The 19,266-nt window shown below is 41.9% G+C and carries 17 protein-coding genes and 1 pseudogene; 5 read left to right on the top strand and 13 right to left on the bottom strand.

Going from position 1 to position 19,266, the window contains the following annotated elements:
- Positions 1-105 precede the first annotated feature (105 nt).
- Both dcd and apbC read right to left on the bottom strand, forming a co-directional pair.
- Positions 106-690, bottom strand: a complete 585-nt coding sequence (gene dcd, locus L1271_RS07860) for a dCTP deaminase (RefSeq protein ID WP_010371648.1) — start codon at positions 688-690, stop codon at positions 106-108.
- 2 nt (positions 691-692) lie between these two features.
- The gene (gene apbC / locus L1271_RS07865) at positions 693-1,796 is read right to left on the bottom strand and encodes an iron-sulfur cluster carrier protein ApbC (RefSeq protein WP_102056680.1); all 1,104 of its coding nucleotides are present in this window, start codon (positions 1,794-1,796) and stop codon (positions 693-695) included.
- Positions 1,797-1,998: 202 nt separating this feature from the next.
- Between apbC and metG the strand changes: the two genes are divergently transcribed.
- Positions 1,999-4,035 (top strand): methionine--tRNA ligase, encoded by a 2,037-nt coding sequence (gene metG / locus L1271_RS07870; protein ID WP_235367508.1) that lies wholly within the window; start codon positions 1,999-2,001, stop codon positions 4,033-4,035.
- 56 nt (positions 4,036-4,091) lie between these two features.
- Here the strand turns inward: metG and L1271_RS07875 are convergent, their stop codons facing one another.
- From L1271_RS07875 to L1271_RS07905, 7 genes are all read right to left on the bottom strand, one after another.
- Entirely contained in the window at positions 4,092-4,715 is a 624-nt protein-coding gene (locus L1271_RS07875) for a LysE family translocator (RefSeq protein WP_235367509.1), read from the bottom strand.
- A gap of 92 nt (positions 4,716-4,807) precedes the next feature.
- Positions 4,808-5,608, bottom strand: coding sequence for an AraC family transcriptional regulator (locus L1271_RS24835; RefSeq protein WP_235367510.1), 801 nt, complete (start codon positions 5,606-5,608; stop codon positions 4,808-4,810).
- Positions 5,609-5,657: 49 nt separating this feature from the next.
- Positions 5,658-6,284 carry a LysE family translocator gene (locus L1271_RS07885; protein ID WP_235367511.1) on the bottom strand — a complete coding sequence of 209 codons (627 nt, stop codon included), beginning with the start codon at positions 6,282-6,284 and terminating at the stop codon, positions 5,658-5,660.
- Positions 6,285-6,346: 62 nt separating this feature from the next.
- Positions 6,347-7,489: an ABC transporter permease gene (locus tag L1271_RS07890; RefSeq protein ID WP_102056678.1), complete on the bottom strand. Its 1,143-nt coding sequence runs from the start codon at positions 7,487-7,489 to the stop codon at positions 6,347-6,349.
- Positions 7,473-8,405 carry an ABC transporter ATP-binding protein gene (locus L1271_RS07895; protein ID WP_102056677.1) on the bottom strand — a complete coding sequence of 311 codons (933 nt, stop codon included), beginning with the start codon at positions 8,403-8,405 and terminating at the stop codon, positions 7,473-7,475. The genes L1271_RS07890 and L1271_RS07895 overlap by 17 nt, the downstream gene beginning before the upstream one ends.
- Positions 8,406-8,407: 2 nt before the next feature.
- A complete protein-coding gene (locus L1271_RS07900) occupies positions 8,408-9,349 on the bottom strand; it encodes an HlyD family secretion protein (RefSeq protein WP_235367512.1) in 942 nt (313 codons plus the stop codon).
- Positions 9,346-9,993, bottom strand: coding sequence for a TetR/AcrR family transcriptional regulator (locus L1271_RS07905; RefSeq protein ID WP_211859720.1), 648 nt, complete (start codon positions 9,991-9,993; stop codon positions 9,346-9,348). Before L1271_RS07905 ends, L1271_RS07900 begins: the two co-directional genes overlap by 4 nt.
- A gap of 529 nt (positions 9,994-10,522) precedes the next feature.
- Here L1271_RS07905 and L1271_RS07910 point away from each other — a divergent pair.
- The 3 genes from L1271_RS07910 (at position 10,523) to L1271_RS07920 (ending at position 13,296) form a co-directional block, all read left to right on the top strand.
- Positions 10,523-10,702 carry a hypothetical protein gene (locus L1271_RS07910; protein ID WP_235367513.1) on the top strand — a complete coding sequence of 60 codons (180 nt, stop codon included), beginning with the start codon at positions 10,523-10,525 and terminating at the stop codon, positions 10,700-10,702.
- A gap of 72 nt (positions 10,703-10,774) precedes the next feature.
- Positions 10,775-11,995 (top strand): radical SAM protein, encoded by a 1,221-nt coding sequence (locus L1271_RS07915; protein ID WP_235367514.1) that lies wholly within the window; start codon positions 10,775-10,777, stop codon positions 11,993-11,995.
- On the top strand, positions 11,992-13,296 hold the full coding sequence (locus L1271_RS07920; RefSeq protein WP_235367515.1) for a hypothetical protein: 1,305 nt from the start codon (positions 11,992-11,994) through the stop codon (positions 13,294-13,296). Before L1271_RS07915 ends, L1271_RS07920 begins: the two co-directional genes overlap by 4 nt.
- A 101-nt stretch (positions 13,297-13,397) precedes the next feature.
- Here L1271_RS07920 and L1271_RS24920 read toward each other — a convergent pair.
- Positions 13,398-13,614 (bottom strand): annotated as a pseudogene (locus L1271_RS24920) (IS982 family transposase); the annotation flags it as partial.
- A gap of 335 nt (positions 13,615-13,949) precedes the next feature.
- Positions 13,950-15,254: an NAD(P)/FAD-dependent oxidoreductase gene (locus tag L1271_RS07925; RefSeq protein ID WP_235367516.1), complete on the bottom strand. Its 1,305-nt coding sequence runs from the start codon at positions 15,252-15,254 to the stop codon at positions 13,950-13,952.
- 400 nt (positions 15,255-15,654) lie between these two features.
- Between L1271_RS07925 and L1271_RS07930 the strand changes: the two genes are divergently transcribed.
- Positions 15,655-15,918 (top strand): RebB family R body protein, encoded by a 264-nt coding sequence (locus tag L1271_RS07930; RefSeq protein ID WP_174168991.1) that lies wholly within the window; start codon positions 15,655-15,657, stop codon positions 15,916-15,918.
- A 189-nt stretch (positions 15,919-16,107) separates the two neighbouring features.
- Here the strand turns inward: L1271_RS07930 and L1271_RS07935 are convergent, their stop codons facing one another.
- Together L1271_RS07935 and L1271_RS07940 are read right to left on the bottom strand one after the other, a co-directional pair.
- Positions 16,108-17,373, bottom strand: a complete 1,266-nt coding sequence (locus tag L1271_RS07935) for a Xaa-Pro dipeptidase (protein ID WP_235367517.1) — start codon at positions 17,371-17,373, stop codon at positions 16,108-16,110.
- 90 nt (positions 17,374-17,463) lie between these two features.
- Positions 17,464-19,209 carry an MFS transporter gene (locus tag L1271_RS07940; protein ID WP_442960420.1) on the bottom strand — a complete coding sequence of 582 codons (1,746 nt, stop codon included), beginning with the start codon at positions 19,207-19,209 and terminating at the stop codon, positions 17,464-17,466.
- Between the last annotated feature and the right edge of the window lie 57 nt (positions 19,210-19,266).

Raw genomic sequence — 19,266 nt, forward strand, 5'->3', positions numbered from 1 at the left:
GAACAACAACTTGTTCTCCAGCCGCTGTTATTCCCAAGCTAAGCGTCAGATTTGTTTGTAATAGGCCAACTATTTACACACAAATCCTCTCGCCTACCTATTCAATTAACTGTCGTCACTAATACGCGAAGCAACCGCACTATTTTGATCCTTATATTTGGCGTCTTTACGCTCGTTATAAGGGAATTGCGCAGCACTTGTCATCGTTTCAAAGCTCATCGCACCTATTTTCATGTTTGGCCTAAGTGCCAAAGGCAACTTACCTGAGTTATAGAATTCTAATACGATGTTTCCAGACCAACCGGGATCAATACGATGCGCAGTAACATGAACCATTAAACCTAGCCTTGCCAGCGACGAGCGGCCATCTAACCAACCAACAAGGTCGGCAGGTAGGGTTACTTTTTCATACGTCATTGCCAGCGCCAGCTCACCAGGGTGCAAGAAAAACGCTTGGCCATCTTCTAACACAATTTCGTCACTCATGATGGATTCCATCGCGGCATTGATCTGATCTTTAGGACCACTGAGATCAACGTAAGGCGCGGCATGGTCCTGAAACACTCTAAACTTGTTACCCAGTCTTAAATCCACGGTAACGCCTGAAATCATATCTGGCTTAGGTGTAGGTTCGATGATTATGCGTTGTTGTTCAATCGCTTCTCGAATATGGGTATCCGATAATCTCATTCTTAGTCTTCCGTCATCACAATCTCAACACCCGATGTTGAGTCTGATTGGTAATATAACATACTGGCAACCAGTTGGGCACAATCAACATAGTGATCTGCTATACCATGATTGTCAGTCTTACTTTCTGAATTAGGCTCACGGACTGTGGCAATGATATCTTCGCCCTGCTCTGTTGCTGTTCTGATCTGTTCGTTAAGCGGTACTTCCGCGAGCAGAGGCACACCATAGCGACTCGCCAGCGTGGTGCCACCAGAGTGACCAAAAATATGGTTGCGACTACCACATTGCTCACAATTGAAGTAACTCATATTTTCGACCAAACCTAAAATAGGGAGCTGCACTTTTTCAAACATCGCGATGCCCTTCTGTGCATCTGCAAGCGCTAAGGTCTGCGGTGTAGTGACAATCACCGCACCACTGGCTGGCACTTTTTGCGTCATGGTAAGTTGGATATCTCCTGTGCCTGGCGGCATATCAACAATCAGATAATCCAGCTCACCCCAATCCGTTTCATTTAACAATTGAGTAAGCGCTTGAGAAGCCATTGGTCCTCGCCAAACAGTGGCGTCCTCTGCTGGGACCAAAAAGCCGATAGACATGGCTTTAATACCCGACTTTTCAATTGGTAGTAAGGTTTTATCATCTTTCGCCTGAGGTTTTTCATCCTCAAGAGCCAGTAAACTAGGTAGCGAAGGGCCATAAATATCAGCATCTAGCACACCAACTTTCGCACCTTGAGCACGTAGCGCATACGCCAAATTAATCGCAGTGGTAGACTTACCAACCCCGCCCTTACCCGAGGCAACAAGAATAATATGTTTAATGGCTTTAAATTTTGGTCTGCCGACTACGACGACTTTCGATGTCACCTCAACGGGCTTACCTAAGTGTTGCTGCAGATAACTGGCAATTTCTTGATCACATTGAATAGCAAACGGGAAATTAATATGTACTTGGATTTGCGTTTTTGACTCTTGCGTTTTGATGACCCAATTGGCATCAATACCTACTGGTAATGCCGCACTACGATAGCCATTTAAAAGCTCAATGATTGCCTGTTTGGTGTTTTTCCCCTTGGCAAACCATTTTTCCAGTCCAAACATACAAATTAAACTCCTCTGGGTGATGAAAATAGCCACGGAATTATGTAACATTCAACTCATTAAAACCAGTCAATTCGCGGTTCATGGTCTGAACGAAGGTGAGTCACTAAGCACACTTGTCCATTCAAGTGTTAACTCGGTGAATAATCAACCAATTCAACACCATCAATTAGAAAGATCGCGCTAAATTCATGGAATCGTTATGACGAAGAGAAAAATTCTCATTACCAGTGCATTACCATACGCAAATGGCCCCACTCACTTAGGCCACTTGCTGGAATATATTCAAACCGATATTTGGGCTCGCTTCCAAAAGTTACAAGGCCATGAAGCCTATTATGTATGTGCAGACGATGCGCACGGCACGCCAATCATGCTAAATGCACAGAAGCAAGGTATCACACCTGAAGAAATGGTTAAGCAGGTAAGTATTGAGCGTCAGCGTGACTTTGCAGACTTCAATATCGAGTTTGATAACTATCACAGCACACATAGTGACGAAAACCGTGAACTAAGCGAGCTTATCTACACTCGTTTAGACGAAAAAGGTTATATCAAAAAGCGCACGATTTCACAGTTATTTGATCCAGAGAAAGGCATTTTCCTACCAGATCGTTTTGTTACTGGTACTTGCCCGACTTGTAAGTCTGAAGATCAAAATGGCGATAGCTGTGATGCCTGCGGTGCAACCTACAGCCCAACAGAGTTGATTGAGCCAAAATCGGTGATGTCTGGTGCGACACCTATCTTGAAAGATTCAGAGCATTACTTCTTTGACTTACCAGCATTCGAAGACATGCTAAAAACATGGCTACGCTCAGGTAGTCTGCAATCTGAAATGGCGAACAAGCTAGACGAATGGTTTGCAGACGGCTTGCAGCAGTGGGATATCAGCCGTGACGCCCCCTATTTTGGTTTTGAAATCCCGGGCGCGCCTGGCAAATATTTCTATGTTTGGTTGGATGCACCAATCGGTTACATGGCAAGCTTCAAAAACCTTTGCGAGAAACAAGGCCTAAACTTTGACGAGTTTTGGGGTGAAGGCTCTGACGCCGAGCTTTATCACTTTATCGGTAAAGACATCATCTACTTCCACAGCCTATTTTGGCCTGCAATGCTTGATGGCGCTAATTTCCGTAAACCAAATAACGTATTCGCTCACGGTTTTGTCACCGTAAATGGCGCTAAGATGTCTAAGTCAAAAGGCACTTTTGTAAAGGCTCGTACCTACCTTGAACACTTAGATCCAGAATATTTACGTTATTACTACGCGGCTAAACTAAACAGCGGCGTTACGGATTTAGACCTCAACTTAGAAGATTTCGCGGCACGCGTAAACTCAGACTTAGTGGGCAAAGTGGTAAACATCGCGAGTCGCTGCGCAGGCTTTATTACTAAGAAATTTGACGGCAAGCTAAGCGGCTCTATTATGGACGAAGCGCTACTAACTAGCTTTGTTGCTGCAAAGGATTCAATCGCGACACATTTTGAAAACCGCGAATACAGCCGCGCAGTGCGTGAAATCATGACCCTTGCTGACAAAGCAAACCAGTTTATTGATGCCGAAGCGCCTTGGGTGCTTGCAAAGAATGAAGAGACACTTGAGCGTGCACATCAAGTGTGCTCTATGGGTCTTAACCTATTCCGCGTACTACTGACTTATTTAAAACCTATCCTTCCAGGTATGGCGAAAAATGTAGAAGCTTTCTTAAACACTGAGCTAAGTTGGGAAAGCGTTGACAACGCCCTTGTTGATCATGAAATCAATAAGTTTAAGGCACTTATGCAGCGTGTTGAACTTGATAAAGTGAATGCGATGATCGAGTCGTCTAAAGAAAGTCTTGAAAAGAAAGTGGGCGGTCAATCTATAGCAGCAGATCCGAATAGCCCACTTGCCAAAGAGCCAATCGCTGCGGAAATCGAATTCGATGATTTTGCCAAAGTTGATCTGCGTGTCGCAAAAATTGCCAACGCAGAGCATGTTGAAGGTGCAGATAAACTGCTTAAACTTACGCTTGATTTAGGTGGTGAAACGCGCCAGGTGTTTGCTGGCATTAAGTCGGCTTATTCACCTGAAGATCTTATCGGCAAGTTAACAGTAATGGTTGCAAATCTAAAACCTCGCAAGATGCGTTTTGGTATGTCAGAAGGCATGGTGTTGGCTGCAGGCCCTGGTGGTAAAGAAATTTACATCTTAAATCCAGACGAAGGTTCACAGCCTGGCATGCGAGTGATGTAATCACCCTATTACTTGTATACAAATAAAGGCTTCAATTTAGAAGCCTTTATTTTTGCTCAGATCAAACCTTCGCGCCAAATTTCATTATCGAAAATTAACCAAGCCGCGACCAGATACAAACAGCCGCCGTAAAACCGATTCAACCATTTATTATAATTTGGGTTATTCGACACTCGTGCCAACAAATCGCCAGCTTTAATCCACACCAAATGCACCGAAATGTTAAGTATCGCAAGCCATAACACCAGAATTAAATTGCCCAACGCGCCGAAGGTATCATTTGCTTGCTCACTAAAAAGCGTAAACATAATAAAGACTAATATCCATCCTTTGCTATTCAATATTTGCAGCAACGCCCCATCTATAAAACCTAATTTTTTACTATCATTTGCTGAGATGTTCTTAGTCGCGGCAAAAAACTTCGTTGCCAGATATATAAGGTAAATTGCACCTATCAATTGCATAATATTCAAAGCCATGGGGTGAGACTCAACGACTTTGCCAAGACCATACCCCACCAGCAGCGACTTTAGAATATACACAATGTCAACTCCGGCCAAGAGTCCTAATGATCGCCTCACTCCGACATTGGCACCTGATGCAGCAAATACGATATTTGCAGGTCCTGGACTAAAAACTAACGGGAACATGGCACTAAACCAAATGATAAACAAACTCATGGTTGAAACTTCTCCTTTGTGAAAGCACACAAAGTACAGAAATCACAAGGCATGTTCTTGTACAAAATTGAAATAAGCCAAAGGCCTATATATCAGCACCTGTAATTAGACGGTGATACCCCATATGCCCGCTTAAAGTTGCGACTAAAGTGGCTTTGATCATAAAAGCCACAGGTTAGCGCCGTGTCTACACACGTCATGCCCTTAGCAAGCAGCAGCTTGGCCTTTTGGATTTTAATTTGCAGGAGGAATTGGTGTGGAGTCAGGCCAAATGCAGAATTAAAACCTTTAATTAATTGAAACCGAGTGCTGTCCGTTAAACACTCTAAGTCATTGAGTGAAATGTTCTCTTGCCAGTTATCAAAAAGATAATCTCTTGCACGAAACACGCTGTGAGTATCAATAAAAGCAGTGTTTTCGGGGTTTGTCACTGAGCCATACTGAGTAAACACCTTTTCTAAAGTCATCAGCAACAACGACTCTTTTGTCAGTGTGAAACTGGCTTGCTCCATGGCTTGATGAAGCTGCAATAAACCTAAAAATAGACGATTATCATCAATGATGGTGCGATTAACAACGGGCTCTAAGTGCACACTCATATTATCAAAAAGTCGCTGTAGAAATGCGAGATCAAAATAAAACATTCGATAGCGCCAACCACTTGGCACACCTGGGAATCCGGTGTGCACTTCAGAAGGGTTGATAGCAACAACGTGATGTTTAGGCACAATCAACTTTTGCCCGCCATAGAGAATACCTTCAGCACCTTCTTCTATCACGCCAATGGCCAATTCATCATGCCAATGTTTGGCAAACTCAAACTTAGTATATTGTGCTGATAAAAGCTCGACACCCTCAACAGACTTGTCTTTCCAGATTTTAGACTTTTCCACGTGTAACTCTACTACATTGGTTTACCTTGTTTGGTCACCCTTGACTACTCTACTTCTCGCTCGCGATAACTTTTCCAGCCAATCCCAGCAGCAATACGCCCGAGATACCTTCAAGTGCACGAGAGTACCGCTTAGCATTAGGACGATTGAATAGCCAGCTTCCGGCTATCGCGTAGATCAAGTTACAAAGTGTCGCCAAGGCACTAAACAACATGCCGAGCATTAAAATTCGCAGCGAGGTGGACTGTGCTGAAAGGTCAACAAATTGTGGTAAAAAAGATAGGAAAAACAGCGCCACTTTAGGGTTTAAAACACTTACTAATACCCCCTGCATAAAGACGTTGCCTGCTGCAACCTCGGTTTGCTTTACCTGCAGTTGGCTATCGCCACGCCACATTGATAATAACGACTGAACCCCCAAATAAACAAGGTAAACAGCGCCGAGCCATTTCACCACACTAAACGCGAAAGCTGAGCTCAAAATAATCGCTGATAATCCTAAACAAGCGGCAATTGTATGAACGAAATAACCAGTGCCTAAACCCAGCGCAGCCTTTAGCCCTGCTGACATTTTGCCTTTCATTGTGTTGGACACAATATAGATCACATCGGGATCAGGGATGAGGTTAATCGCGAGACACGCCACAGCAAACACGGCGAGAGATTGCAAGTCCATCAAAATGTTCCTTTTAAAACAACACTTCGCTGTAAGCTATCAGTACCTGAATATTTACACAACTAATCTAATCGCTTTTTAAAGCGCATCGTCGCAATCATAAAGCCAATCACACTAAAGGCGACCAAACAGAGTAAATCAAAATACAAATCGCTAAAGTGCGCGCCGCGAAGAACTACAGCTCGGATCGACCTTACATAATGTGTGGCAGGTAAGATCTCTGCAAGGTATTGCGCCGCTCTTGGCATCGCGGCAAATGGGAACATAAATCCTGATAGCAATATCGCAGGCAGTAACACAAAAACCGTCATTTGCATTGCTTGTAATTGGTTCTTGGCTTTGGTGGAGATCAACAGTCCTAAGGTAAGGCTCGCGGTGATAAACAACAACGTCACGATAAGTAAACTTGGCATATCAAAATTGAGCGGTACATCAAATAGCCAATGTCCTAAAAATAGTATTATCGCCATTTGAATAAAGCCAACAAGAATGTAAGGTAGAATTTTACCTAACATTAGTTCGGTTGGCCGAACCGGTGTGGTGATAAGAAATTCCATATTACCCTGCTCACGCTCTCTAACCAGCGCTGATGAGGTAAATAGGATCATCGTCATCGTTAATATAATAGCAATCAAACCGGGAATAATATTAACCGACGAACGTTTCTCTGGGTTAAAGTAATTTTGCAGCGCAAAAGCTGGGTCTGGCAGTGCAGGCATAGGTAACCTTTTGATGCTAGTTGGCAACTTGCTGAGTCCCGCCACGGCACCACTCAATAACGGATCGGAACCATCAATCAACCACTGTGCAACGCTATGTTGCGCCGTACTATTACCCACTTTATAGCCACTTAGTTGATAATCACGATTGAGCTGCCGACGCACAAAATCAGCAGGAATAACCAACACGGTATTCACCTTTCCTCTGGTAATGGCCTGCTCAGCCGCCGCAATTGAATCGTAATAGCCGATAAAGTCAACAACTTGAGTGTTGGCTGCGGTTTGGATCAACTGTCTGGATTGATAAGTCTGACTAAAATCTACAATACCTGCGGAAACATGTCTCACATCAGTATTAATTGCATAACCAAATAGCAACAGCTGCGCCAATGGCAACATCACAATCATCGCAAAGGTAATACGGTCGCGTGCCAGCTGCATAAACTCTTTACTGACGATGGCATTTAACCTACGCAAGCTCAGCATAGCCCCTCCCTGTGCTCGTTACAAACACATCCTCGAGGTTAGCGCGAGTGAAATCCACTTCGTAACCACCTCCAGATTCAGCTCGCAATAATGCCAGAGGTTGTGATTCTTTTTTGTTTATCAACACCCTTAGGCGAGCACCTATTTGGGAGACGGAAATCACACTCGGTAATGAAGCTAAACGTGTTTTTAATGCCGCAACGTCGTCACCCACAACTTCGCACACCGAAACCTTTAACTGTTCCATCAGCGCGATGGGACTATCATCCGCACGCTTTACACCTTGCTCTAAGATAGCAAGGCGGTGACAACGCTCTGCCTCGTCCATATAATGGGTAGACACTAAAATGGTCGTGCCCTGCGCACTTAAACTAAATAACTGCTCCCAAAATGCACGACGATTTTCCGGGTCAACCGCTGACGTCGGCTCATCTAAAAAGAGCAACTCTGGTTTATGAATAACAGCGGCGGCAAGCGCGAGGCGTTGTTTTTGTCCACCACTCAATGCACCGGACTGCACCGATTTTTTATCTTCTAATTGGTATTCCTGTAGCAGCTCAGCCACTCTACGCTTAACATCATTGCGTGATAAACCATAAATTTTCGCCACAAACTCGAGATTCTCCAGCACACTTAGCGACTCGTATAGGGAGAATTTTTGCGTCATGTAGCCTAATCGATTACGCAAGCTTTCACCATGTGCCTGCACATCCTTTCCCATAATACTGATATGACCTGTGGTTGGTGTTAACAGTCCAGTCAACATTCGGATTGTAGTTGATTTTCCGCAGCCATTTGGCCCTAGAAAGCCATAAATTTCGCCCTGTTTTACGGTAAGGTCTAGGTCTGAAACCGCCCAATAGTCGTTAAACTGCTTACCCAAACCTTCACTTTGGATCACGATTTCCTTGGTCATTCTTACAGCTCCACCCAAACTGGCGTGCCTGACGGGACAGTCACTTTATCAGTGAGCACCACTTCCACCACATACATTAAACGTGCTCTTTCTTCTTGTGAAAGTGCAAAATAAGGCGTGAAGCTCGCGCTTTGGCTAATGTAGCTGACGGTGCCTTGTAGACTTTTATCACTGCCATCGAAATGCACATTTAGCACACTTCCCAAAGAGACTTTAGCAAGCTGGGTTTGCGGTAGGTAAAGCCGTGCGAATGTTTGGTCATCGGCAGCCAGCAAAATAATCGGTGCGCCTTTAATGGGACGCTCACCAACAAGCCAAGGTAAATCTTCGACAATGCCGGAAGTGGGTGCTTTAAGGGTAAGATCAGCGAGCTGTTTGTTGGCAATAATTAGCTGTGTTTGTGCTTCTGCAATTGCGATTTTTGCTTGTTCGATTGTCTCCTCTCTCGTGCCATTTTCAAGCTCTTTCAAACGCGCTTGGGCCTCTTGCAAAATACCAAGTGTCGACTCGACATTAGCAGAGGCGGCATCGACCCTATCTTGAGAGGTCAACTTGTCTTTGATTAACTGCCTCTGTCGAACAAGTTGCCGCTGAGCTTCTTCCCAAGCGGCCTGTGCTGCATGGACCCTTGCTTTGGCTTGTTTGACTTGTTCAACTCGGGTGCCAGAGAGCAACAATCTATATTGCGCTTGCAAGCGCGCGATTTGCTGTTCAATAGCATTAACCTGTTGTTGCTGCACTACGTCATCGATTTTCGCCAGTGGCTGTCCTTTTACCACTTTATCGCCGCGCTCGACCAGCAACTCAACTAATAACTCTCCGGTTGGGCTGCTGACCTGCACCTGCGGTCGTTCGATAATGCCGAAGATTTTACGCTCGGGTTTAGAGCAACCAACCAAAAGCGTCAGTAACACAAAACTAATGATGTAAAACGGTGTTTTCATGATGTTTTCCGTTCAATATGCTGGGATAGAAACACGTTAAAAATAGCTTGCTGATGTTTGCCAAGGGAGCGCCACTGCTCAGTATCCGAGTTTTCGATACCAAGTAGCGGCTGCATCACAGGTGGCACCAAAAAAGGAAATGCCGACAAGCCAAGACAGGTTAAAAGTAACCATTCAGCTCGAATGGGCTCTGCAGGCGAAAGCGTTTGAAAGGTCGAATTTAAAGTACTGACACCGTTTTCTACATGCTCAAAGAAAATCTTTTTTATGATTTCATGCTCTTTAGAGTGCGTATCATGTAGCGCCATAAAAATGATCTTAGGTAACGTTGGGTATTGGCTCATCACCTGAAAGTAGCGCTCTATAAACTGAGTTAAAATGGGCGGTGAAAGTTCGCGTAACTGTGATTTTTTAATCCCTTCAAGCAAGCTCAGTAGAGGTGCTGCAACTTCGCGAAATACCGCTTCAAACAGCCCCGCTTTATCGCCGAAGTAGTACTTAATCAAAGCAATGTTTACCTCTGCAAGGTCCGCAATTGCTCTGGTCGTGACTCGATTATATCCGCGGTTAATAAACAAACATTTACCAGCGGTGATAAGCTTTTCTCTCGGGGTAACAGCGGCTTCCGTTAGCTTATTTGTCATGTTTCAGCTCCATTAATCACTTGATTAATATACTAGGACAAATGCGCAAGCTTCACGACAGCTTTTGTTAATCAAAAAAGAGGAAATGATTAATCACTAATCTACATCAAGCTTTCATTGGTTATCTGGCCTTTTTGTGGACAGGCACTTTACTTTACCCTTATAGCGATGTCTGGGTTGAAAGCCCATTTGGCGCACTACAGAATACCTAACTTAACTATTAATAGGGAAATTCGCTATAATTAACGGCACAGAACGAGAAATATCAATTGCAGCTCAGCAAATCATGACAGTAACCTGTTTGAATGGATAATATAGCATAGTCAGCATAAGAAAAAGCCATTGATGTACAACCCTCTATAGCCAGACACGTAATTATATAATGTAAAACCCGCTCCCTCAGAAGATGCTCACCATAACCCTTAAATTATATTCACCAACAAAAGTAGAACAAAAACTTAAAATATGTTAAGTTTTAAAAGCATGAATTTTAATTTCATGCTTTTAAATTAAAATTAAGGAAATTTCAATGTCTAAACTACAATCTGAGCTCAAAAACTTTAGCTCGCCTTCTAAAAATAAAAAAATCAACTTGTTAAAGAAAGAGTTGTTAGAGCTAGTATCTAGCTCAGCTGGCGGTGGTGCATTCTACAAAAACCACACAAAATACGTAAAGCCAGATGAAGTTCCAAAAACTCTAAAACCATAGAGTCAAAAATTTTCAGAGCACCTTTCTAGGTGCTCTTTTTAAGAAATCATAAAATTAATTTTAAAAAACAAAATGAAATCAATAAAGCACCTTGAAATAATTTTAAAAACAACAGAAAGATGCAACATAAACTGTGATTATTGCTATGTTTTCAACCTTCATGATTCTAGCTATAAAGAAAGAAGTGCTAGAATAAATTTAGATACAATTGAAAGCTTAGTCACATTCACTTCGCAAGCTATTTCTGACTATGGAATTGAAGTCTTAGATGTCATTTTGCATGGTGGAGAACCTCTACTAATGCCCAGAAATCACTTTATCGAAATTTGTGAGAAATTAAAATCCTTTAATTCGATTCAAGTAAATCTAGCTCTACAAACAAATGCAACTCTTATTGATGAAAGCTGGGTCTCTATATTTGAAAAATACGACATCGCCCTGGGAGTAAGCTTAGATGGACCTCAAGAAATAAACGATAAACATAGAGTAGACCATAATGAAAAAGGAAGTTTTGATAAAGTAATTAAAGGTATTGAAAAGTTAAAAGATGCCGAATCGCAGAAAAGAATTAGAAGCTTCGGGTTATTATGTGTGATTGATCCCTACGAAAGCCCAAGTGATATTCTTAAATTTTTTACTCGAGAGTTGTCCGCTAATAGCGTTAGTTTTCTATTGCCTATGGACACTCATGACACTTATAATAAAAAAGATGTAGATAAACTATCTAACTACCTAATAAACCTATTTGATTCCTGGGTAGAGGAGTTTGAAAACAATAATATCACCATACGTATTTTCTCGGAAATAATTAACACTCTAACTAAAGATCTAAAACATCTTGAGCAAGTGAGTTCAAAGTTAGATAATTCTTTAATGATAGGGATATCGTCTGATGGTGAAATTATTTTTGACGAGCTTAGAGGGTTAAATGGAATATCGAATAATCAAAATATAAAAAATCATTCTTTGTCCCAATACATAAGTTCAGAGGCGTTTGTAAAGATTGAAAAACAACTTGAGACTTTGCCTTATGAATGTGCCCCGTGTGTATGGAAAGGGTTATGCAAAGGAGGCGTAGGGTTAGGTGCAGGCATAACGCGACACAGCAAACTTCATCAATTTAAGAATAAATCGATTTTATGTGACTCTTTTAGAGCTCTATTCGCTCATATCGTGAACTATTTAATAGCAAGTGGCTTTAGTGTGGTTGAAATTGAAAGAAACTTAGATTTTTTAGGTGACTCTCTTATCATACAAAGTCAGGAAGTAATTAACTCGGTAAATTTACAATGAAAGAAATAAAAATTTACAAGGCAATATTTTTTTTAAGCATTCTTTTTTCCACCTTTTTAAGCACTGCAAGCAATGTGGAAATAAAAATAACAAAAGAAACAAGTAAGAAAAACTTTGAGATAGAGTATGTTTTTAGAGAAAGCGTAAGATCAATAACGATAAAAAACGCACCTGAAAACTTCATAATGAATTATTGGAGGTTTAAAGATAACCACCCACCCACTATATCACCCAATGGAAAAATAGAGTTTTCCACCCCCAAAAAAAGTTTATCTATAACAATAGATAAGGGGTTCGACACATCTGAAATTCGAGCTTATTCTCCATATCTATTTTTCAAAAGTGGGACTGGTATTTTTCTAGACTATTTCTTACCTAATGAAATAAATTACACAAAGATGGGCAAGGAAAAAAATGAAGAAATAGAATTCGAAATTATAAGTAAAGAGAAAGACAACAATCAGACAACCAGTGGAAACCACCTTAAAATTAGAGGTGGTGATTTTAAAAGTTATTACTTTTTAGCACCTATTGAAACACAAGAATTTAAGGGTGTAAATTTCAAAACCAGCTCAGAGATAGATATTAGACTAACTAATTCAGTTATTGAGAATACAACAAAAATTATAAACCTATTAGGAAAGGCTTTAGATCACAACCACCCTGGCAGCATTGAAGTTTTAATTTATTATGATAAAAGTAGAGACTATCTAGGCTTTGAAGGTGGTGCTTTACCAGGTCAAATTGTGTTAACTCTAAGTGGAGATGATCTTATTTTAAACCCTTTGAGATATGAACGTGAAATTTTACTAATAATCGCGCACGAAGCTGTTCATCTTTGGAATGGTTATCTTTTTCCAAATAAGGGAGATTCACCTACATGGCTATATGAAGGTAGTGCTGAATATTTATCCTACCAACTGTTACTGTCCTTAGGCATGATATCTAAAGATTATCATGATTATTTTTATAAAAGTGACATAGAAAAGTGTTCTAGCGTGCTTGAGACAGAAGCTTTAGGAAGTATTGATAACACCCCTTCAGTCTTTGCTGCTTACGCTTGTGGTCATGTGATTTTTGATGTCCTCAGCGTTAAGTTCGATAAAGATGATAAATATAAACTTCTCAAAGAGCTTTTCACGCACTCTGCAGGTGGTTATTCATTTAACTCTTTATACAAGCTATTAAAACAAAATGATAGCACTGCTTCGTTAGGAGTTAAATTAGACAAGATATTATCTTCAAAAATTGAGTCTCATGAAAACTTCAAAAGTTTATTATCCACAAAGAGTTCAGGTTAGTTAGTTAATTCATTCATACTGAAGACAATTTTACTTTTTTGAATCATATGATAAGGATAACCAAAGGGGGACAATTACATTTTGGTCCTTAGTACCCTCTAATTATGGCAAACATTGCTGCTCGTTAAGTCGATGAAGCAACTGTCGCGATCGGTAGGTTTTAGGGTTTTAAAACAACTTGAAAGCAAAGTAACCACACGAGACATAACCTCTAGAAGCTTTGTATAGCTGAGTAATGGTGGGAAGTCTTTTTGTGAAATCGAGTAAGGTAGCCTTTATAAAAATTTCAAAATCACGCTGATGTGACATACGAAACAGAAAGACCGTTATCATGGACAGGCACTTTAACTATTGATAGATATCGTGGACAGCCACGTAAAAGTTTTTGAAAATTGGAATATGAACAGCAAAACAAAAAATCAATTGTCTTTGGTTTTAGATACACCAAATGCTACTCAATCGGGGTTGGAAAAAGAGTGAGCTAACACATTGTTTTAAAATTACATTAATGTTCCCCCTTGTCTAGAGAAAAGGCTTTACGGATAGCAACGCTCTCGCGTCCCACTCCCACAAAGACCCTTTGTAGGCAAGGTTACGGTTAGCGCTAAAACTGGCTGCTAGAAAGACATTAATTATCTGAAGTTCAGGTTAACTTAGTGCAGTTTCATTTTTGGCCGTACCACTCTTAGCACCTTTTCGCTTATCCATAGTGCAAAGGTTTTTGCGATACCATGGATTGCGCGCTGATGCATTCTATACAATGAGATGTACATGAATCGCGCTATCTTGCCTTCAATAAAAAAGCTATTGCTGGTTAGGTTCCCCATTAAACTACCAACGGTGCTATAACGAGATAAATTCACTAAAGAGCCGTGATCACTATAGGTAAACTCTTGTAAAGGTTGATTTTTTAGTGTGGCGATTAGATTTTTCTCTACACATTGCGCCATTTGATGGGCCGACTGAGCACGCGGCGGCACTTGAGTACCATCCGCTTGGGTAAATGCACAGCAATCACCGATGACATAAATATGCTCATCTACACTGCTTTGTAAGTATTGATTTACCTTAATTTGATTATTACGAGTAAGCTCGAACAGTCCAATCTCTTTAATAAAGTCAGGGGCTTTTACCCCCGCAGCCCACACCTTGATGTCTGCCTTTAACTGTTCATCTTCTTTAGTAATAAAACTGTCTTCAGTTGCCTGCTTTACTTGGGTGCCTTCTCGCACCGTGACACCGAGCTTCACAAGCTCCCGTTTAGCTGAATTAGCAATACGCTCAGGTAGTGCTGGTAATATTCGAGGACCAGCTTCTATTAAATCAATACGAAGGCGTTTGGCAGTCATTTTACTCAGCCCGTACATTTTCAACATGTCTGATACATGATACAGCTCGGCAGAAAGCTCAACGCCAGTAGCGCCACCACCTACAATACCGATAGTTAACGAGTGCTTTGGATCATCGTCTTGGTGTAAGCGTGTAAAGTTGTCGAGGAGTGCATGTTGAAATCGCTCAGCTTGCTGATTTGAATCGAGGAAGAAGCAATGCTCCTTGACCCCCGGCGTATTAAAATCATTGCTAATACTACCAATAGCGAGCACTAAATAGTCATAGCTGACTTGTCGCTCTGGGAGAATACGATGGCCGAGTTCGTCTTTTAGCTCGCTCAGCGTGATGGTGTTATTGATTGAGTCTACGTGGCTAAAACTGCCGAGCTGAAACTGATAATAATGCTTTGCTGCATGAGCAGAATAAACCACTCCATCTAAGTCAGCGTCTATAGACCCTGTCGCGACTTCATGAAGCAACGGTTTCCAAATATGACTGCGATTTTTATCAATTAATAAGATTTCTGCTTGGCGTTTTTTTCCGAGTTTATGCCCTAATTGTGTTGCCAGCTCTAAGCCACCAGCACCACCACCGACGATCACGATTTTAGGAAGTTGCGTATTCATCACGTTGCCCTTAAAAGTATAATACTTAAGTACTCTAGGGTCTTGGAAAAGCACTTAGGTATTTCAAATCCATCATGAAATACCTTGTCTGGCAACGCCTACTATTGTGCGCCTTTTTAGTTCATTTGTCAGCGAATAACGTCAAAATTATTCAACAGTTTTCCCAAGTCTAAGGACGCTCAGAGCCAAAAAATGCGGTTCGTATATCGGCTAAGGTAACCCCCCTGCCGGTCAATTTTACATTCAGTTCTAGATAATTGTTGTACTAACCATATTGGTTGAATGCACTTTTTAATATAGAGACTAGACTGAATGTAAGCATACTCTGAGCCGAGAATAGTATCTCTGCACTCCACGGGGTTATGTGTCTTTTTGTATCAGCTATTTAAAGGAGATAAACATGGCATTTCCAACTGCGGTGAATAGTCAAGTTACCGATTCAGTGTCTCAAACAAACACCAAAGTGCTTGGAGACTCACCAGCATTAGCAACGAGTAAGCTCATGCTTGCCGTGAGCCAAGCATTGTCAAACGCTGCACATAACGCTATCAATGCGCAACAAAATAACAATGTCACTGCTCAAGCGGCTTTGACGCAGGGAGTGAATACCCTAATGAATGTGGATATCGCAGCATCAATGGCTGTTATAAAAATTTACAGATAGTAAGAAATACCCTATTCCCCGAGTCAATGTAAATAACATACAAAGTAAGGTAAAACTATGGGCAGTGCAGGAAAGCCTCCTTATAACCTCTAAGGCAGCCTAGCAAGCGAGAGTGAGGCTAAAAAAGAATTCCAACAGTTTCATAGCGTCTGCGCAGAACTTAGAACAAGCTCTGCGCTAGTCGCTAGATTATTGCTTTTCTATTTGGCCGTCTTTCATCACAAAGGTGACGTTTTCCATTACACTAATGTCTTTTAGTGGGTTGCCTTTAACCGCAATAATATCAGCAAGTTTCCCCGCCTCAAGCGAGCCTAATTGTGTATATTGCTTGAGTAACGTCGCCGAGTTAATAGTGGCAGCCTGTAAAGCTTGTAGTTCAGTCATACCAAATTTCACCATGCGGCTAAACTGCTTACCATTGTCACCGTGAGGATAAACACCAGCGTCAGAGCCAAACACCATATTCACGCCTGCTTTTACCGCTTTTGTAAAACTAGCACGCTGAGTAGCACCCACCTTACGTTCTTTATCCAAGCTTTCAGGCAAAATACCTGCCTTTTCTCCCTCGCCAAGAATATATTCCGTATTGTAGATATCCATAGAGAAGTACGTGCCTTTGTCTTTGGCTAGCTGAATGGCTTCATCATCCACAAAACTTACATGCTCTACTGAGTTCACACCTGCTTTAATTGCAGACTTGATACCGTCAGTGCCGTGCGCGTGGGCAGCAACCGTTAAACCGCGTAAGTGTGCTTCGGTCACAATCGCTGTCATTTCCTCTTGGGAATATTGCTGAGCACCCACTTTAGTGCCTTTAGATAGTACGCCACCCGTTGCACAGAACTTGATTAAGTTAGCGCCATATTTAATATTTTCACGTACCTTTTGCCTTACTGCCCAAGGTCCATCAGCCACCCCTTCTGAAAATACTTTATGCTCATGGGTTAGGAGGTTGTTGTCACAATGGCCGCCAGTGATCCCAAGTGAAGGGCCTGCCGCGTTTACACGTGGGCCTGATACGTCACCATCAATAATGGCATCGCGCAGCGCGATGTCAGCATAGCCAGCAGCACCGAGGTTGCGAACAGACGTAAAGCCCGCATCTAGTGTGCGCTTGGCGTTTCTAACGCCAGTAATTGCCGCACGCGGTGCAGTGCGTTGCAGTCTTTTGTAGCCATGAACATGTGCGTCTGAAGTTAAGTGGACATGCATATCAAATAGACCGGGTAATAATGTGTGGCCACTTAGGTCTATCACCTCTGCGCCTTTTGGATAGGCTTTACGATTTGATTTTCCGACTGAGATAATTTTATTGTCTTCAACGACCACAGTTGCAGGTGAGATAAGCTTGCCTGACACCACATCAATCGCAGAGTCGGCATTTAAAACATACGTTTGCGCGTACACGCTACTTGAAACAAAGAGTGCCGTGCTCATCCATATTTTTTTATTCATGTTACTTCCTCATTTTTTGCTTGAGTGTAGAAAGAATATGGCTTGCAAACAAACTGATCGCGACCAATAACTGTTCCCATTTCAATAGTGCTATGTTTTTCTGTCTATTATCACTGTGTTAAACCAGAATAATGCAATGGCGGTTATAAATGCGATAGCGGCAAATAGCCCCCACATTAACTCTGGTGCCGCCATTTCTTGCACCAACACTTTATAGCTCCAACCAGATAAAAATCCAGCAAATAAGAAGCCCAACGCCATAGAAACAAAGTAGTACCCCATATACAACGCAGCTTGAGATTGAGGCGCGATACTCGCGACATATTCTTGGCTTTTAGGAGAGGCAAGCATTTCACCAAGCGCGATAAGCAATATGACAGTGACAATGAGCTGACCACTTAACCAGCCGCTATCGCTAAGTAATGCGATAAACGCAACCGTCATCACCAGTAAGCCCGTGACTAACACATAAAATGGTCTAAATCGCTGACAGAGAAAGCTCACCAAAATTTGTGCGACCACAATCGCTGCAAAGTCTAAATTAATGAGATACTCAGGATTAATTTGACGATATTGTACGAGTTGTTCAGCAAGGGCTTGCGCTTGGAGCTGTGAAAGTGCCTGTCCATTATCGTGAAGCGCATTTAGCGTTTGTAGTATCAACTGTATTTGCTCATGCGGGACATTCACTTTGAGGTGAACCCATTCAAGCCTAATGGTTTCAATGGATACCGCGCCGCTTTCCTTAAGCTCGTTGAACAGCGTAAAAATGGCAGCAGTTAACTTATCAATATCAACATGTGCTAAAAACGCGACGCCAGAATCGCCAAACCACGCCAATATATCTCGGGTATCTGCATAATCACGGATATACACAGGTAAAGTATAAAAAAGCTGATTATATACAGTCCAAAAGCCTGCAAGGATCAGCAAATATAACGCAAACGGCAGGTTACTCACCTTCATCGGTTGTTGCCACCATGCTTTAGTCGGCGCTCGATTTATAAGCACTCTGTCCCACACCCAGTTAGCTACTAACCATATTGCAATCCAAGTAAACGCTTGACTGTAGTTAGAAAACCCAACGCCTGCTGACATCAATAGCGCCAGTGCGACAAACAGCGTAAGTGCTAAACGTGTATTACCCAGCACCGACTGTGCAGTTTTTAATACTTGAGTAAGAGATTGCTTGGTTTTAGGTAATGTTTGCGGGTCTTTGTAAAATAACATCAAGGGAATAAAGTTTATGGCAATCCAAATCGCCGACATCATAAATACCGCATCCCAACTAATGGCGCGCATATATCCCGCAACCAATGGACCTAAAAATCCACCAATATTCACCATGGTATAAAAGATCCCAAATCCAAGACCACGATTACCATCGTTTGTACTGTGGCTTACGGTGCCAACGACCACAGGTTTAAAGCAAGCGGCACCTAGGGCAACAAAGCTCAGCGCAGCAAAAAACGGCCAAAAACTCTGTGCCTGTCCCAATAAATAATAGCTTGGCGTCATGATCAAAAATGCAAAAAAGAACATCTTTTTATACCCAACGCGATCTCCTAGCGCACCAGTTACAACAGGCAAAAGATATAAAAAGAAGGGAATAATCCCCTGTACCGCGCCACGCTCTATATCAGTAAAGCCAATACCACCTTGCGACTTCGGTGTTGTCATATAAATTGATGACACGGCGAAAAAGCCATACCAAGCGAGCCGCTCAAATATTTCCATGATATTTGCAATGTAAAAAGTTCGACCAAACCCAGAAGACGACTTTGACCGATTTGCCTCATTGAGATCTGGTTCACACCACTGCTGCTGATTTTGCATAATGACAATACCTGTTATCTTTGTTATTTTATATTGCATACAATATACACAAATAAT

The sequence above is a fragment of the Pseudoalteromonas sp. OF5H-5 genome (genome assembly GCF_021530695.1).
Classification (GTDB): Bacteria; Pseudomonadota; Gammaproteobacteria; order Enterobacterales; family Alteromonadaceae; genus Pseudoalteromonas.

Excerpts from the sequence above, each read along its gene's own strand:
- dcd (WP_010371648.1), bottom strand. The coding sequence starts at position 690 with ATGAGATTATCGGATACCCATATTCGAGAAGCGATTGAACAACAACGC.
- apbC (WP_102056680.1), bottom strand. The coding sequence starts at position 1,796 with ATGTTTGGACTGGAAAAATGGTTTGCCAAGGGGAAAAACACCAAACAG.
- metG (WP_235367508.1), top strand. The coding sequence starts at position 1,999 with ATGACGAAGAGAAAAATTCTCATTACCAGTGCATTACCATACGCAAAT.
- L1271_RS07875 (WP_235367509.1), bottom strand. The coding sequence starts at position 4,715 with ATGAGTTTGTTTATCATTTGGTTTAGTGCCATGTTCCCGTTAGTTTTT.
- L1271_RS07885 (WP_235367511.1), bottom strand. The coding sequence starts at position 6,284 with ATGGACTTGCAATCTCTCGCCGTGTTTGCTGTGGCGTGTCTCGCGATT.
- L1271_RS07890 (WP_102056678.1), bottom strand. The coding sequence starts at position 7,489 with ATGCTGAGCTTGCGTAGGTTAAATGCCATCGTCAGTAAAGAGTTTATG.
- L1271_RS07895 (WP_102056677.1), bottom strand. The coding sequence starts at position 8,405 with ATGACCAAGGAAATCGTGATCCAAAGTGAAGGTTTGGGTAAGCAGTTT.
- L1271_RS07900 (WP_235367512.1), bottom strand. The coding sequence starts at position 9,349 with ATGAAAACACCGTTTTACATCATTAGTTTTGTGTTACTGACGCTTTTG.
- L1271_RS07905 (WP_211859720.1), bottom strand. The coding sequence starts at position 9,993 with ATGACAAATAAGCTAACGGAAGCCGCTGTTACCCCGAGAGAAAAGCTT.
- L1271_RS07910 (WP_235367513.1), top strand. The coding sequence starts at position 10,523 with ATGTCTAAACTACAATCTGAGCTCAAAAACTTTAGCTCGCCTTCTAAA.
- L1271_RS07915 (WP_235367514.1), top strand. The coding sequence starts at position 10,775 with ATGAAATCAATAAAGCACCTTGAAATAATTTTAAAAACAACAGAAAGA.
- L1271_RS07920 (WP_235367515.1), top strand. The coding sequence starts at position 11,992 with ATGAAAGAAATAAAAATTTACAAGGCAATATTTTTTTTAAGCATTCTT.
- L1271_RS07925 (WP_235367516.1), bottom strand. The coding sequence starts at position 15,254 with ATGAATACGCAACTTCCTAAAATCGTGATCGTCGGTGGTGGTGCTGGT.
- L1271_RS07930 (WP_174168991.1), top strand. The coding sequence starts at position 15,655 with ATGGCATTTCCAACTGCGGTGAATAGTCAAGTTACCGATTCAGTGTCT.
- L1271_RS07935 (WP_235367517.1), bottom strand. The coding sequence starts at position 17,373 with ATGAATAAAAAAATATGGATGAGCACGGCACTCTTTGTTTCAAGTAGC.
- L1271_RS07940 (WP_442960420.1), bottom strand. The coding sequence starts at position 19,209 with ATGCAAAATCAGCAGCAGTGGTGTGAACCAGATCTCAATGAGGCAAAT.